Consider the following 14,344-nt stretch of genomic DNA (forward strand, 5'->3'; position numbering starts at 1 on the left):
GCACAAGAAAAACCTACATGTGGTTAAAAATTAGTTATTTTTGGATGCTCAAAAAATTAAATGGCTAAATTCTCCACTTCGCGCCAAAAAGCCGCTTTGCGTAAATACGCCCGTAACATTAAGTATTTAATGGTTTTAGTATGTACTATAGTAATAGTATTTACCTTACCAAAGCAGGTTAAGTTTAGCTATGAAATTGAGAAGGGCCGTATCTGGAATCAGAAAGACCTGGTATCGCCGTATAACTTTGCCGTACTAAAAACTCCGAAGGAGTTGGAGGTTGATAAAATGGTTGCGCTAACCAACGTTAAGCCGGTTTATCAGCTAAACGCCGACATTGCACAGCAGCAAATAGCCGGTTTTAAGGCTGATCTGGATATAAAATGGCACGGTGCAAACATTAGCGACGATAAAAAGGCTAAATATATTGCAACCGGCGTTGGGCTACTCAATACGGTTTATAACAAGGGCGTTTTAACCTTGATCAGCAAGTATGTGCATAACGGGCAGGGATACAATATTAATGTGCTCGACAAAAATATCGGCACAGAAAAAAACACCGCCGAACTGTTTACCCGCGAAACCGCTTTGCAGTTTTGTGGTACTGAACTGAGCCTGCAGCCCGATCTGGATAAGGCTTTTCTATTAGACCTGCTGCAAACACGTATTCAAAATAACATAGTTTATGATGACCGGCTTACCTTAAACATAGAGAATGATGCGCTGTCAGATCTTTCGTTAAGCAATGGCATGGTGCAAAAAGGCGAGGTAATTGTTACTAAAGGCTCGGTAGTTAATGATGATGTTTATCAGAAACTGCAATCATACAAAAAAGCATTTGAAGATAACGCCCGCATAAAAGGCAGCCCTAAACTGGTATTGGCAGGGCAGTTTGTATTGGTGGCAATAGCCATAGTATTGTTAATGGTGTTCCTTTACCTGTTTAGAAGGGATATTTATGATGATAACCGTTTGGTGGGGGTGATATTGCTGGTTATAACGGCTATGCTTTTCACCTTGTCAATGGCTATCAAGTTTGAGCTGCCCAACATGTACTATATCCCTTATTGTATAGTACCTATCATTATCCGCATTTTGTTTGATACCCGCCTGGCGCTTAATATCCACATGCTGGTGGTGCTTATGGCCGGCTTTTTTGTTCCTAACAGCTTTGAGTTTGCCTATTTTGAGATAACCGCGGGTATGGTATCTATTTATAGTATTAAATACCTGGCGCGCCGCGAGCAGTTCCTTATTTCTGCCCTGATCATTATGATCACCTACTTTATGGCCTTTTTGGGTATTTCGCTTATAAAAGAGGGCACATTGGTTGATCTGGACTGGGTAGGCTTTGTGCCATTTATTGTAAGCGTGCTATTAACGCTCTTGGCTTATCCGCTTATTTATTTGTTTGAGCGGATATTCTCTATCACTTCTGATATTACCCTTATTGAGCTGACCAATACCAACGCGCCTTTGCTGCGCGAGATGGCTTTTACGGCACCGGGTACCTTTCAGCATTCATTACAGGTGGCCAACCTGGCCGAAAATGCTATTTATGCTATTGGTGGCAATGCCTTGCTTGTTAGGGCAGGAGCTTTGTATCATGACATTGGTAAGATGGATAACCCGCTGTTTTTTATTGAAAACCAAAACTCGGTATTTAACCCGCACGATAAGCTGCCTTATGAGGAGAGCGCCCAGGTTATAATAAGGCACGTAAGCCGCGGTATAGAAATGGCGCAGAAGGGCGGAATACCCGATATTGTTATTGATTTTATACGTACGCACCATGGCAACACCCGGGTTGATTATTTTTATCAGTCGTTTTTGAAGAATTTTCCGGAGAAGATAGTTGACGAGAATACCTTCAGATATCCGGGCCCGATACCTTTCTCTAAGGAAACCGGCGTATTAATGCTGGCCGACTCGATAGAAGCTGCATCACGCTCTTTAAAACAACCTGATGAACCGTCTATCAACAATTTGGTAGACCGCATAGTTAAGTATAAGCTGGATCAGGGCCAGCTTAATGACAGCGATATTACGTTAAAGGACCTGGAGACCATTAAAACCATTTTTAAGCGCATGCTGATGAGTATTTACCACGTGCGCATTAACTATTAACAGCAAGTTTAAGGCCTGCAGATATTTTTATTGCCTTATAAACAGCGTAATAAATTAATACCTGAAATTTTTTTTTGCCGACTTATGCTAATTACTATATTTGCAGTCCCTGAAAAAGGGGGTGTTATTTAATACGGTGAGGTGCCTGAGAGGCCGAAAGGATCAGTTTGCTAAACTGACGTACGGGAAACTGTACCGAGGGTTCGAATCCCTCCCTCACCGCAAATTAGCAGCTCAAAACTACGCAAAAACCTGTAAATCGTTGATTTACAGGTTTTTTTGTTTTAACGCGAAACCAAAAAAAACGGCAAAACGCATAACTTTAATGAGTTATTCAGTGAGTAAAATGACAATGCGAAAATTTACTCACTGGAAGTGTCGTAAAGCACTGAATGACAACGTGTTCAGTAAATGAACATCTTGACTTTTGAGGCACTCATTTCGATATTTATTCATATAAAATCGTGAGTGATCATGCTTGAAAAAACATTAGGTTTACTGTTTTACCTGAAAAAACCGAAAGAATACACAGGAGGGTCTGTATTAATCTACCTGCGAATTACTGTTGACGGCGTTCAAAAAGAAGTGTCCACCAAACGTTTTTGTGAACCAGAGAAGTGGAGTTCTAAGGCCAATCGTGCCATTGGTAACAAAGAAGAAGTTAAAAAACTTAACGCCTATCTTGATCTCTTGCAAAATCAGGCGTATGATGCCCGTACCCATCTCATTGACCGCGGCAAAGTCGTGACCGCCCAGGCGATCAAAAATATCATATCCGGGGAAGACCAGCGCCAATGGATGCTCTTAACGCTTTTCAGAAAGCACAACCAACAACTGGAAGGAATGATCGGCAACGGAGTAGCCAAAGGCACACATATAAATTTTGAAACGGCTTATAAGCATGTTGCCAATTTCCTGAAAGCTGAATACAAAGCTGATGACATCAACATCCTGTCGCTGGACCTGGAGTTCATCAAGAAATTCTATCACTGGTTAAGGATGGAGAAAAAGCTCAACCGCAACTCCGCCTTAAAGAATATCGCCAACATGAAAAAGATCGTGCTGGATTGCGTGGATAATGGCTGGCTGCTGGGCGACCCCTTCGCCAAGTTCGACATGAACCGTGATGAAGTAAACACCATCTATCTGACCAAAGAAGAAGTGCAACGCATTGCCAATAAAGAGCTCAGGACTTCCCGCCTCAGCCGGGTAAGGGATTTGTTCATCTTCTCTTGCTTCACCGGCCTGTCCTTTATTGACATGAAACAGCTTAAACGCTCCGAGGTCAGCATAGCGGCCAACGGTGAATTGCGTATCAGCAAGAACCGTCAAAAAACCGGAACAGCGGCTGTTATTCCGCTGCTGCCGATCGCCAAAGGCATCCTGCAAAAATACGCGTACGACGAGCATTGTATCATTACCGATATGCTGCTGCCGGTTTTAAGCAATCAGAAATACAATAGTTATCTGAAAGAAATAGCCGAACGCTGTGATATTGAAATTGAACTCTGCTCCAAGATCGCTCGGAATACTTTCGCCACAACCATCACCCTGGCCAACAACGTGCCGATGGAAACTATCAGCAAAATGATGGGTCACAAAAGCCTGCGGCAAACTCAGCATTACGCCAAAGTACTCGCTATCAAAGTCAACGAAGACATGGCCGAACTGAACAGGAAATTACAGGACAGCGATTTCTTCGCAAATTCTCCCATTCTGAGCGAAGATGCCGGGCCTGTTGAATTTGAACCGACGCAAAACCGCTTAAAAAACACCCACTCCGTCCACAAGGGTTGAAAGAAGCTGCGCTGACCTGATCAAATTTGAACCCCGCATTCAGGTAATGCGGCGGTTCAAACTCATATTTAACTTAGAAACCTATGGCAGCAGAAATCATCACCAAAGAAGATTTAGCAGAGTTCGAAACCAGGCTCCTGGAAACCATCCGGAAAATGCTCGGCAATACCGCCGAACAACCCCGGAAATGGTTACGGAGTGCGCAGGTACGCAAACTACTGAACATATCACCGAATACACTGACCAGCCTGCGTATACATGGTATCATTAAATTTACCCGCGTAGGCGGTATCATGTACTACAACCAGGATGATATTAACAAAATGCTTACCGGCAAATAAGAATTATGAAACAGCTGAATGCACTGGCAGGCTTCATGATCCTCGCCGGAAAGAATGCCGACGTATTACCCACTCACATCAGTTTGTACCTCGCCCTGTTCTGGAGTTGGAAACAACATGGTTTTTGTGAACCTTTCCCCATTTACCGGAAAGAGCTCATGACGATCGCGCATATACATTCCATCGCAACCTATCATAAGTGCATAAAGGACCTGATCACCATGGGGGCGATAAAATACATTCCGTCTTACGACTATTACCGGGGCAGTCTGATCTATCTCAGCGATATCGCCCGCAAAACAGCTTAACATGAACACGATCACCCACGACCACCGGATCGCCGAAAAGATCTATCTCATCCGCGGCATCAAAGTCATGCTCGATAAAGACCTCGCCGAAATGTACGGCACCATTCCTATCCGCCTGCGTCAGCAGGTCAAACGAAACATGGAGCGTTTTCCCGAACATTTTATGTTTCAGTTGACGGAGCAAGAGGCCGGCGCCATGGTATCACAAAATGTGATACCTTCCCGGCAGGCGCTGGGCGGGACACTACCTTATGTCTTTAGCGAGCACGGCATCCTGATGCTCGCCAACGTGATCAAAAGCCAGCAGGCCATTGCCATGAGCATCAAGATCATTGAAGTATTCGTCAAGTTCCGGGAAATGCTGATCTCGCAAAAAGACCTGCTGCTCAAATTTGAGCAACTCGAGAAATTGATGGTTCAGCACGATGACGACATTCAACTGATCTTTCAAACCCTGAAGCAACTGATCCAGCAAAAGAACGAACCTCGCGAACCCATCGGGTTCAAACTCCAAAGCTGATCTTCCTTTTTTGTGCCAGGCAGCTAGCAAGCTAATGCCACATAATGCTATCAACCTATCATTATATCACCGCCCTTTGGTGGCAGTGTTGAAGTAGTGGTTATCAATCAACACAATTTTGTGGCATGATCAAACGCAAAGCCAGACGCACTTCTAAGCCAACGCCGATAAAAGCGAAGCCGATTACCCAGCAAGGTTTTGGCCATGAAATACCGCCCGAACCGGCCCTGGTACACATCTATTTCGAACAGGCCGGATTTCCCCGGGAAGCCCAGCGTTTCCTCAAAGCTTTCACGGGAACGAACTGGTGCGGACCGCAAGGAAAGCCGTACAGGAACTGGAAAGTACTGGCCAGCGCCTGGATCAAAAAATTAACCCGATAAAATTTTAATCATGCCAAAGATCATCACCATCGCCCATCAAAAAGGCGGCGTCGGCAAAAGCACCCTCGCCATCAACCTCGCCCTGTGTTTCCGGGACCAGTTATCCGTCGCCTTAGCCGACACCGACCTGCAGGGCAGCCTGTATCATCTCAAAAACGAATTTCCGGGCCTGACCATCGTCAGCCTGGACAAGCTCCGTGACATCCGGCAAATGACCCATGACCTCCTCATCATCGATACGCCGCCGTACCTGTCCAACCGCCTGTCCGAACTGTTCCTGCACTCCGATCTCATCCTCGTGCCCACCAAAGCAGGTTTCTTCGACGTCATGGCGATCCGCTCGACGCTGGCCCTGATCCGGGAAGCACAGCTGCAAAGGCCGCAGCTCCAGGCCGCTATCGTCCTGAACATGATCAAGCACCGCTGGGGGATCAACAAAGACATTACCGCCCTGCTCACAGAAATGGGAACACCCCTGCTCGGGAGCGTCATCCATGACCGGGTTAGCATCGCCCGCTCATCCATCACCGGCGGTATCCTGAATGGCGGAGACCCTAAAGCCCAAGCAGAAATCATGGCGCTGGCCGAAGAGATCGTCGCGCTGATAGTAAGGTAAATTTATAGCTACATAGCTAAATAGTATGCTATCAAGCTAAGCCCCTAGCAACCTATAATGCTAAATCCATGGAAGATTATAAAAACAAACTCGGTGCACTTGCCGGCAAGCTCAAACAGGAACGGCCCCAAACGCCCATACAGCAGGTACAGCCGGTCAGAGCGAAGGCACCGAAAGAAAAGGAAGTACAGTTCAATAACTGGCTGCCCAAATCGCTGATCAAGCAAGTCAAACGCTTCGCCCTGGAACAGGAGCGCACCATCAAAGATGTGCTCATCGAAGCGCTTCAACATTATTTAAAAACCAACAGCAAATCCACCTGAAAACACCTCAGGGAGAGCTCAGACCGCCCGCTTCGCAGCAGTCAGCAAGATGTACGTTTGTCTGACAAACGCATCTTGCCCCGGCTCCCGGGGACGAAACCGCAAGGCGAAAAGCACTCCAAAGTCGTGTTTTTTGAAAGCTAAAGATCATGGAAAAACAAGAAGAGAACCGCAGTCGAAGGGTCATTACCCGCTTCAAACCACAGGAATATGAACTGCTCGAAAGCCGCTTTAAGAAGACGATGTTTCGTAAGCTGAGCGAGTACACCCGCAACGTGCTGCTCGAAAAAAGCGTCACCGTTACCTATCGCGACAAAGCCATGGATGACATCCTGGAAGAACTCATCCTGCTCAAGAGGGAGTTGAACGCGGTCGGCAATAATCTGAATCAGGCCATTCGCAGTATCAACGCGGCGCATGGTCAGGCAGGAGCGGAACTCTGGCGTAACCTGCTCTCCACGATCAGCAGCCGGGTGGAACCAGCAATTAACCAGATCCGGCAGCAGCTCAATCAATATTCAGAAATATGGTCGCGAAGATCAAAAGCGGAAAAAGCCTGAAAGGCGCGCTGAACTATAACGAGAACAAAGTGAAACAGGGAAAAGCCACACTGATCCATGCACCCGGCTTTTTAAAAGATCCGGCCAATATGAATTTTTATGACAAGCTGCACCGGCTGAGCGACCTGGCCGCGCGGAACGAACGCAGCAAAACGAATACGGTGCACATCTCGCTCAACTTCCCCAGCGGTGAAAAACTGCCGACCGAACGCTTGCAGCAGATCAGCGACGATTATATGCAAGGCATCGGATTCGGAGACCAGCCTTACCTGGTCTATCGTCATACGGACGTCGGCCACCCGCATATCCATATTGTCAGCACGAACATCAAAGCCAGCGGAGAGCGGATCAGCCTGCATTACCTGGGGCAGAACCAGTCGGAGAAAGCGCGTAAAGCCATAGAGCTGAAATACAGCCTCGCCAAAGCCCAGGAACAGCCCCGGCAAAAAACCGACAAATTGAAAGCTGTTAAAATTGACTATGGCCAGGCCGAGACCAAGCGGCAGCTCACTAACGTGATCAACCAGGTCATCCGCGAGTACAAGTTCACCAGCATTCCCGAATTCAATGCCGTACTTCAGGGCTACCATGTGCTGGCAGACACAGGCGCCAGGGATTCGCGCATGAACGCCAAAGGCGGCCTGCTTTACTGGCTGACCGGTGAGCAGGGCGATAAACGGGGTGTGCCGATCAAGGCCAGCAGTATTTATGGGCAGCCTACGCTTAAAAACCTGAAAGAACGTTTCCGCCTGAATGAAGCCTTGCGTAAACCCTTGAAGCCCGGCCTCATTCAGGTCATTGACCAGGCACTTAAACAAGCCACCGCGAAAGAATTCCAGTTAGCGCTGCAAAAACAGCATGTCGAAGTGCTCTTCCGGCAAAACGCTGATGGCCGCATCTATGGCGTCACTTTTATCGACCACCAACACAAAGCCGTTTTCAACGGCAGCGATCTGGGCAAAGCCTACAGCAAAACTACGCAACCAAGCCAGCCGCCTATGGTATACCCGGAAACCAACAGTGACAGCCTGATAGACATTTTATTCCAGCCCGAACAACAGGACCTCACTGGCCTTAACAAGATCAAAAAGAAAAAACGTAAACGCCAAAATCTATAGTTATGCCAACCGGAGAAAACGAACAAGCCCTCAGAAAGATCATCGACTTCACGCGACTGCTCAGCATCGCCGTCCTGTTCATTCACTTTTACCTGCGTTGTTATACGACCTTTCAGCAATTCGGACTCACCCATACGATTACTGACCGTATTCTGCAACCCGTAGCACGGCTGCCGATGTTCAGAACGATAATGATTGCTAAAATCAGCGCGCTCAATCTGCTGATCATTTCCCTGATCGGCAGCAAAGGCAAGAAGGACGAGAAGATCAGGCCGAAAACGATCGCCACGTACCTCGTGGCAGCACTCACCTTATATTTTATAAGCAACCTATTCGCAGCGGCGCACATCACCTATATGTCGGTTACGACTTTGGGTTACCTGTTGTTTATGACCGGCGGTGGCCTGCTGTTCCGGCTGCTGAAACTGCGCCTGGACGGTGATATTTTCAATAAAGACAACGAATCCTTTCCGCAGGAGCAACGCCTCCTGGAGAACGAATATTCTATCAACCTGCCCGCTGAATACCTGTTCCGCGGCAAGCGTTTCAAAAGCTGGATCAATATCATCAACCCCTTTCGCGGTACTTTGGTCGGCGGCAGTCCCGGCGCGGGCAAGTCCTATTTCGTGATCCGGCACCTCATCACCCAGCACATCGCCAAAGGTTTCGCCATGCTCATTTATGATTTTAAATACGACGACCTGAGCAAGATCGCTTATAACGCGCTGCGCAAACATGGCGGCCGGAGTTTTTACGTCATCAACTTCGAGCACATCATGCACCGCAGCAATCCCTTGGAGCCGGAAACAATGCTGGACATCACCGACGCGATGGAAGCGGCGCGGACGATCATGCTCGGCCTGAACCGGGAATGGATCAAAAAGCAGGGCGATTTCTTTGTCGAGTCGCCCATTAATTTTATAACGGCGCTGATCTGGTTCCTGAAAAAATATGATGGCGGCAGATACTGCACCTTGCCGCATGTGATCGAACTTTCCCTTGTGGACTACAAGGAATTGTTCGCCGTGCTGACCAGCGAACCCGAGATCGAAGTGCTGATCAACCCCTTTATCTCCGCCTGGAAGAATGAAGCCTACGAACAGCTGGAAGGCCAGATCGCCAGCGCGAAGATCAGTTTAGCGCGGCTCTCCTCGCCGCAGCTCTATTACGTCTTAAGCGGCAATGATTTTTCGCTGGACATTAACAATCCTAAGGAACCGAAAGTCGTTTGCCTGGCCAACAACCCGCAGAAGTCACAGGTTTACGGTGCGGTGCTTTCGCTCTATGTCAACCGCATCAACAAACTCGTCAACCGCAAGCGCCAGCAGAAATGCAGCCTGATCTTTGATGAGTTCCCGACCATTTATTTCAATGGCATCGATAACCTGATCGCTACCGCGCGGTCAAATAAAGTAGCGGTGACCTTAGCGGTGCAAGACTATTCTCAATTAAAAAAAGACTATGGACGAGAGCAGGCCGAAGTCATCATGAACATCGTCGGTAATATTATTTGCGGTCAGGTGACCGGCGATACCGCCAAGCAATTGTCGGAGCGCTTCGGCAAGATCAACCAGCAAAAACAGAGCGTGTCCATCAATAGCAATGATACCTCGGTCAGCCGTTCGACACAACTGGACTATGCCATTCCCGCTTCAAAAATTGCAAGTTTGTCCTCCGGTGAATTTGTCGGTATGGTCGCTGATGATCCGACTAACAAGATCGACCTGAAAACTTTCCACTGTCAGATACAGAATGACCATGCAGCCATCGAACACGAAGAAAAAAGCTATCAGTCCATACCCCCGGCCAGAACCGTCCGCCAGACCGACATACTGACGAACTATCGGGGCATCAAAGAAGATGTCTGCTATCTGGTTGAAGAGCTGGCCAATCACTGATTTATCCACAACCATTGTACCACCTTTTAACGTTTACTAATTTCGCCACAACCTATGAAAGTTATTATCGCCGAGAAACCATCAGTCGGGCGTGAGATCGCCAAAGTATTTGGCGCTACAACCAAACATGACGGGTACATGGAGGGCAAAGGGTATACCTTTACCTGGGCTTTCGGACATCTGTTACAACTGGCCGCGCCACAAGAATATGGTTATTATGGCTGGAGCGTGCAAAATCTGCCCATGCTGCCGCCTAAATTCAAGTTATGCCTGCGGAAAAAGGATGGCAAAGATGATCCTGGTGCCAGAAAACAATTAGACATCATCAGCAAATTATTTGACGAGGCCACTGAGATCATCGTAGCTACGGATGCCGGGCGGGAAGGTGAGCTTATTTTTCGCTATATTTATTATTTCCTGAAATGCAAAAAGCCTTTTAAAAGGCTGTGGATTTCATCCCAGACAGACGAAGCCATCAAAGAGGGTTTCAGGAATTTAAAGCCGGGTACTGATTACGATACGTTGTTTAATTCCGCGCACTGCCGTTCACAATCGGATTGGCTGGTGGGGATGAACGCTACCCAGGCCCTGAGTCTGGCATCGGGCAACAAAGGCGTTTTATCGCTCGGCAGGGTACAGACCCCAACACTGGCGATGATCTGTGCACGCTATCTGGAAAACAGAAATTTCGTACCCGATCTGTATTACCAGGTAGCCATTCAGCCAGATAAGGATGGGCAGCGTTTCCGGGCTATTTCTGAAAAAAACTATAAAACCAAAGATGAGGCGCAGGCGATCCTGGATCGGGTGGAGGCTACCGGAAACATCCTGTCCGTTGAAGCCAAACCGCGTAAAGAGCCGCCGCCACTATTGCATGACCTGAGCAGTTTACAGCAAGAAGCCAACAAGCGCAAAGGGTTTACAGCAGACCAGACCTTGGGCTTGCTACAGAATTTATATGAGGGCAAACTAATTACTTACCCCCGCACTGGCAGCCGCTACATTGGTGATGATGTATTCGCTGAAGTACCCGGCCTGATTAGCAAACTTATTGATCATTCAGCATTCGGTAAGCAGGCCACGCTTTTGAGCGAAGCTAAACTGAACAAACGCAGCGTAAATGCTAAAAAGGTAACGGATCACCATGCTCTGCTTACTACCGGAATAGCGCCGTATCAGCTCACGCCCGATCTGCAAGCTATTTATGATATGGTTGCGGGCCGTATGCTGGAGGCATTTAATCAGGATTGTATTAAAGAGACCACTAAGATTACGGTATTATCCGGATCTAAGTTTATGGCGAGTGGCACCGTTATCCAAACACCGGGCTGGCGTGCAGTATTCAATGAAAAGGAGGAAGAAAAACAGGATGGCGAAAATGCAATGCTGCCTAAAGTTGTGCAGGGAGAGAACCTGCCTATACTGAATAAAGCGGTGCTGGAGAAACAAACCAAGCCAAAACCGCTTTATAACGAAGCCAGTTTATTAAAAGCCCTGGAAACAGCGGGTAAGGAAATTGAGGACGGGGAACTACGGGAAGCCATGAAAGAAAGCGGGTTAGGCACACCAGCTACCCGCGCGGCAATCATCGAAACGCTCATCATCCGTAAATATATTTTGCGTGAGAGGAAAAACCTTGTACCCACCGAGACCGGCCTGGCAGTTTACAACATTGTTAAGCATCAACGCATAGCTCAACCCGAACTAACAGGCAATTGGGAAAAAAGGCTGGAGGAAATTCGCGGTGGCGCTTCGGTAAATGAGTTCCAGGAAGAGATCAAAGCCTATACCAGGTTGATCACTCAGGAACTATTGCAATCTGGCAAAGCCATGAAAGCTTAGCTGCCTTTAAAACAACTGCCCTGCTCTTTTTTCGGTCCTGAATCTGCCGCAGGTATTGCAAAAAAAGGTCTCTTTACGTTCCGGCTCTGCCCGTCAGAAACACAACCATATTAGTACTTTCGAGATTGTCGGTTACCAATAGCTAGCCGCTCATTTCTGGTTGGGCAAAGTCACCAGTTTTTCAACAATGGCCCGTAAAAGGTGCACATCAGTAGCCTCCGCATTTCCCAGCGAGCGGTAGCTTCCTTCTTCATCGGGTTCAAACGTAAAGCTTTCCTCATCGATCAAGACCACAAAGCGATGGGTAACCCCAGCGCTCGAATCGGGCTTTAAAAGTATGTTCATTGACCGGTAACACAAAAGGCTCGTTCATGCCACTAAATTAGGTTTTCCGAATAATTTAGCCGACTCCTGTGGAAAAAGCGCCGAGTCACGCGGCACCTCTTTGACATACAGTTCCGTTTCCAGCAAGGTCGTAAAAAAGAAATCCATGGCATGCTTGACCAGTGCGACCTCTACGAGGACCTCGGTTTGAAAAACAAAAACTTTTTCCGGTACAAAACCGCCTTTTACACGGTATTGCGTGGCCAGGCCGTAAGCCGTTCCTGCCGCTGAGTTCTGCTGATCCTTTTCAAAAATCGTGATCCGTACCTTTTCCTCCAGATCATGAATCTCTGTTCGTTTTCCTGCCGTCAATACCTGGTATCTCATGTTATTTCTGTTGTGTTTACAAATTTATGCTAAAAATATTAGCAAATACAAATCGGGCTTGATATTTTTGAAGCCTGTTAAAAAGAAGGAAAGAAGAATGCTGCGACTGAAGAAACACCGGCAAAAAAGAGATGTACTGGGTTTTCGTTTGCCGATGCTGACGCATGAGGAACCGGAGCTGGATATTGCCGAGATCATTGTGATGGACCCCGACAATACGTTTTATATGCGCATGGGGAGCGGCGCTATGAGCGGTTATCATATTCTGCAGGATCATGTGCTGGTGATCGACCGTACCCTCCAGCCTGTGCCGGGCAGTATCGTGGTTTTTTTTCATGAAGGGGAGTTTTATGTGCGGGAGTATGCGCCGGGCGGCGCAAAACTGCAGCTCAAAGCGGATACGCCGTCCGATACGGTGGAGATCGAGAATTCCCTGAACTGGCAATGCTGGGGCGTGGTCATGCTTTCTCTAAACCCGCTTTTACAGCCACAACACCGTATGGGGAGGTACAGCCGTGTTTGCGCATGTTGATATCAATAACTGTTATGTCAGTTGTGAACGGCTGTTTAACCCGACGCTGGAGAACCGCGTGGTCGTGGTGCTGTCAAATAATGACGGTTGTGTGATCGCGCGCAGTAACGAAGCGAAGGCGATCGGCATTAAGATGGCGGATGCGGAGTTTATGGTGAGGCAGAACCTGAAAGAGAACAACGCGGTTATTTTCAGCAGTAATTATGCGCTGTATGCAGATATGAGCGCGCGGCTGATGAATAACCTGGCAAGGTATACTTATACATTGATGGTGTATAGCATTGACGAGGCTTTTCTGGCGCTGGGGAACCTGCCGGGCGTCGACCTGGAAAAACACACGGCGGCGATCAGTGAAAATGTGATGCGGCATACGGGTCTGCCGATCACGGTGGGCGTGGGGCCAACCATGGCGCTGGCCAAACTGGCCAATAAAGCGGCTAAAAAACAGAAGAAAGATTACCTGGTGCTGGACACAGGTGACAAGATCGATGCAACGGTAAAAGACTTTCCCATTGAAGATGTCTGGGGCATCGGCCTGCAGTACTATCATAAATTGATAGATTTTGGCGTGAAGACCGCGCAGGACTTCCGGGAACTGAAAGCTGATTTTGTACGGCAGCACATGACCGTTCAGGGCTGGCGTTTGCACCAGGAATTATGGGGCAGGCCCTGCAATGTCGTTAAAGATATCGCCGAACGCTCCAAAGGCATTGAAAGCAGCCAGAGTTTCAATAGCTATCAAACCGAACTCGAACCTATCGAGGAAGCGGTCTCGATGCATGCAGCAACGGTTGCCCTGAAGCTGCGCCAGCAGCAAAGTATGGCGCTGACGCTCACCATCTATTTGCGTACGAACAAACACAATGTCAAGCATGACCAGCATTACCCGAGCATTACGGTCAAGGTACCTTTTGCGGCGAACAGTACGCACCAGTTGACACGGGTAGCCGTGCAGGCCATGCGAGCCATTTATCAGCCGGGGTATAATTACCTGAAATGCGGGGTGCGGGCAACCGGCATCATTCCTGAAGGTGAGGTGCAGTTTCACCTGTTTACCAGCTATGAACATGGGAGAGAGCAGCAACTGGCCGAACTGATGGACACGCTTAATGACCGTTACGGGCGTGGAACGCTACGCCTGGGTTCAGATAGTTTTGAGCGCAAGTGGGCGATGAAGCAGGATTACCTGAGCAAGCAGTACACGACCAACTGGAAAGATATCCTTGTCGCGCGTTGATTCCGAGAGGATTCATAAAATTCTGCTTGGT

Annotated in this window: 16 protein-coding genes and 1 tRNA gene; 15 read left to right on the forward strand and 2 right to left on the reverse strand. The window is 48.0% G+C overall.

What is annotated here, in order from left to right:
- The first annotated feature begins 60 nt into the window (after positions 1-60).
- From ACFQZS_RS03105 to ACFQZS_RS03165, 13 genes are all read left to right on the forward strand, one after another.
- Positions 61-2,127 carry an HD family phosphohydrolase gene (locus ACFQZS_RS03105; RefSeq protein WP_377097196.1) on the forward strand — a complete coding sequence of 689 codons (2,067 nt, stop codon included), beginning with the start codon at positions 61-63 and terminating at the stop codon, positions 2,125-2,127.
- A 135-nt stretch (positions 2,128-2,262) separates the two neighbouring features.
- A tRNA-Ser gene (locus ACFQZS_RS03110) sits at positions 2,263-2,349 on the forward strand.
- A gap of 252 nt (positions 2,350-2,601) precedes the next feature.
- Complete coding sequence (locus ACFQZS_RS03115; protein ID WP_377097198.1) at positions 2,602-3,924, forward strand: site-specific integrase; 1,323 nt, start codon at positions 2,602-2,604, stop codon at positions 3,922-3,924.
- Between the two features lie 83 nt (positions 3,925-4,007).
- On the forward strand, positions 4,008-4,265 hold the full coding sequence (locus tag ACFQZS_RS03120) for a helix-turn-helix domain-containing protein (protein WP_377097200.1): 258 nt from the start codon (positions 4,008-4,010) through the stop codon (positions 4,263-4,265).
- Positions 4,266-4,270: 5 nt separating this feature from the next.
- Positions 4,271-4,573, forward strand: coding sequence for a hypothetical protein (locus ACFQZS_RS03125; protein WP_377097201.1), 303 nt, complete (start codon positions 4,271-4,273; stop codon positions 4,571-4,573).
- A gap of 1 nt (position 4,574) precedes the next feature.
- Positions 4,575-5,093: an ORF6N domain-containing protein gene (locus ACFQZS_RS03130; RefSeq protein WP_377097203.1), complete on the forward strand. Its 519-nt coding sequence runs from the start codon at positions 4,575-4,577 to the stop codon at positions 5,091-5,093.
- 125 nt (positions 5,094-5,218) lie between these two features.
- Positions 5,219-5,476, forward strand: a complete 258-nt coding sequence (locus tag ACFQZS_RS03135) for a hypothetical protein (RefSeq protein WP_377097205.1) — start codon at positions 5,219-5,221, stop codon at positions 5,474-5,476.
- A 10-nt stretch (positions 5,477-5,486) separates the two neighbouring features.
- Positions 5,487-6,092, forward strand: a complete 606-nt coding sequence (locus ACFQZS_RS03140) for an AAA family ATPase (RefSeq protein ID WP_377097207.1) — start codon at positions 5,487-5,489, stop codon at positions 6,090-6,092.
- Between the two features lie 68 nt (positions 6,093-6,160).
- Positions 6,161-6,415, forward strand: coding sequence for a hypothetical protein (locus ACFQZS_RS03145; RefSeq protein ID WP_377097209.1), 255 nt, complete (start codon positions 6,161-6,163; stop codon positions 6,413-6,415).
- Between the two features lie 149 nt (positions 6,416-6,564).
- The gene (locus tag ACFQZS_RS03150) at positions 6,565-6,975 is read left to right on the forward strand and encodes a plasmid mobilization protein (protein ID WP_377097211.1); all 411 of its coding nucleotides are present in this window, start codon (positions 6,565-6,567) and stop codon (positions 6,973-6,975) included.
- A complete protein-coding gene (locus ACFQZS_RS03155; RefSeq protein WP_377097213.1) occupies positions 6,942-8,093 on the forward strand; it encodes a relaxase/mobilization nuclease domain-containing protein in 1,152 nt (383 codons plus the stop codon). The genes ACFQZS_RS03150 and ACFQZS_RS03155 overlap by 34 nt, the downstream gene beginning before the upstream one ends.
- Before the next feature lie 2 nt (positions 8,094-8,095).
- Positions 8,096-9,991, forward strand: coding sequence for a conjugal transfer protein MobC (mobC, locus tag ACFQZS_RS03160; protein ID WP_377097215.1), 1,896 nt, complete (start codon positions 8,096-8,098; stop codon positions 9,989-9,991).
- Positions 9,992-10,045: 54 nt separating this feature from the next.
- Positions 10,046-11,833 carry a DNA topoisomerase gene (locus ACFQZS_RS03165; RefSeq protein WP_377097217.1) on the forward strand — a complete coding sequence of 596 codons (1,788 nt, stop codon included), beginning with the start codon at positions 10,046-10,048 and terminating at the stop codon, positions 11,831-11,833.
- Positions 11,834-11,983: 150 nt separating this feature from the next.
- On the opposite strand, the gene ACFQZS_RS03170 is transcribed toward ACFQZS_RS03165, so the two are convergent.
- Both ACFQZS_RS03170 and ACFQZS_RS03175 read right to left on the reverse strand, forming a co-directional pair.
- Positions 11,984-12,178, reverse strand: coding sequence for a hypothetical protein (locus tag ACFQZS_RS03170; protein ID WP_377097219.1), 195 nt, complete (start codon positions 12,176-12,178; stop codon positions 11,984-11,986).
- A gap of 24 nt (positions 12,179-12,202) precedes the next feature.
- Positions 12,203-12,544 (reverse strand): hypothetical protein, encoded by a 342-nt coding sequence (locus tag ACFQZS_RS03175; RefSeq protein WP_377097221.1) that lies wholly within the window; start codon positions 12,542-12,544, stop codon positions 12,203-12,205.
- Here ACFQZS_RS03175 and ACFQZS_RS03180 point away from each other — a divergent pair.
- Together ACFQZS_RS03180 and ACFQZS_RS03185 are read left to right on the forward strand one after the other, a co-directional pair.
- Entirely contained in the window at positions 12,543-13,076 is a 534-nt protein-coding gene (locus tag ACFQZS_RS03180; RefSeq protein ID WP_377097223.1) for a LexA family protein, read from the forward strand. The genes ACFQZS_RS03175 and ACFQZS_RS03180 overlap by 2 nt on opposite strands.
- Complete coding sequence (locus tag ACFQZS_RS03185; RefSeq protein WP_377097225.1) at positions 13,060-14,313, forward strand: Y-family DNA polymerase; 1,254 nt, start codon at positions 13,060-13,062, stop codon at positions 14,311-14,313. The genes ACFQZS_RS03180 and ACFQZS_RS03185 overlap by 17 nt, the downstream gene beginning before the upstream one ends.
- Positions 14,314-14,344 lie beyond the last annotated feature (31 nt).

Source organism: Mucilaginibacter calamicampi (assembly GCF_042676765.1).
GTDB classification, from domain to species: Bacteria; Bacteroidota; Bacteroidia; order Sphingobacteriales; family Sphingobacteriaceae; genus Mucilaginibacter; species Mucilaginibacter calamicampi.

Bases quoted from the DNA above. Each gene is read 5' to 3' on its own strand.
- ACFQZS_RS03135 (WP_377097205.1), top strand. From the start codon at position 5,219: ATGATCAAACGCAAAGCCAGACGCACTTCTAAGCCAACGCCGATAAAA.
- ACFQZS_RS03180 (WP_377097223.1), top strand. From the start codon at position 12,543: ATGTTATTTCTGTTGTGTTTACAAATTTATGCTAAAAATATTAGCAAA.
- ACFQZS_RS03125 (WP_377097201.1), top strand. From the start codon at position 4,271: ATGAAACAGCTGAATGCACTGGCAGGCTTCATGATCCTCGCCGGAAAG.
- ACFQZS_RS03170 (WP_377097219.1), bottom strand. From the start codon at position 12,178: ATGAACATACTTTTAAAGCCCGATTCGAGCGCTGGGGTTACCCATCGC.
- ACFQZS_RS03145 (WP_377097209.1), top strand. From the start codon at position 6,161: ATGGAAGATTATAAAAACAAACTCGGTGCACTTGCCGGCAAGCTCAAA.
- ACFQZS_RS03115 (WP_377097198.1), top strand. From the start codon at position 2,602: ATGCTTGAAAAAACATTAGGTTTACTGTTTTACCTGAAAAAACCGAAA.
- ACFQZS_RS03120 (WP_377097200.1), top strand. From the start codon at position 4,008: ATGGCAGCAGAAATCATCACCAAAGAAGATTTAGCAGAGTTCGAAACC.
- ACFQZS_RS03105 (WP_377097196.1), top strand. From the start codon at position 61: ATGGCTAAATTCTCCACTTCGCGCCAAAAAGCCGCTTTGCGTAAATAC.
- mobC (WP_377097215.1), top strand. From the start codon at position 8,096: ATGCCAACCGGAGAAAACGAACAAGCCCTCAGAAAGATCATCGACTTC.
- ACFQZS_RS03175 (WP_377097221.1), bottom strand. From the start codon at position 12,544: ATGAGATACCAGGTATTGACGGCAGGAAAACGAACAGAGATTCATGAT.
- ACFQZS_RS03150 (WP_377097211.1), top strand. From the start codon at position 6,565: ATGGAAAAACAAGAAGAGAACCGCAGTCGAAGGGTCATTACCCGCTTC.
- ACFQZS_RS03165 (WP_377097217.1), top strand. From the start codon at position 10,046: ATGAAAGTTATTATCGCCGAGAAACCATCAGTCGGGCGTGAGATCGCC.
- ACFQZS_RS03130 (WP_377097203.1), top strand. From the start codon at position 4,575: ATGAACACGATCACCCACGACCACCGGATCGCCGAAAAGATCTATCTC.
- ACFQZS_RS03140 (WP_377097207.1), top strand. From the start codon at position 5,487: ATGCCAAAGATCATCACCATCGCCCATCAAAAAGGCGGCGTCGGCAAA.
- ACFQZS_RS03155 (WP_377097213.1), top strand. From the start codon at position 6,942: ATGGTCGCGAAGATCAAAAGCGGAAAAAGCCTGAAAGGCGCGCTGAAC.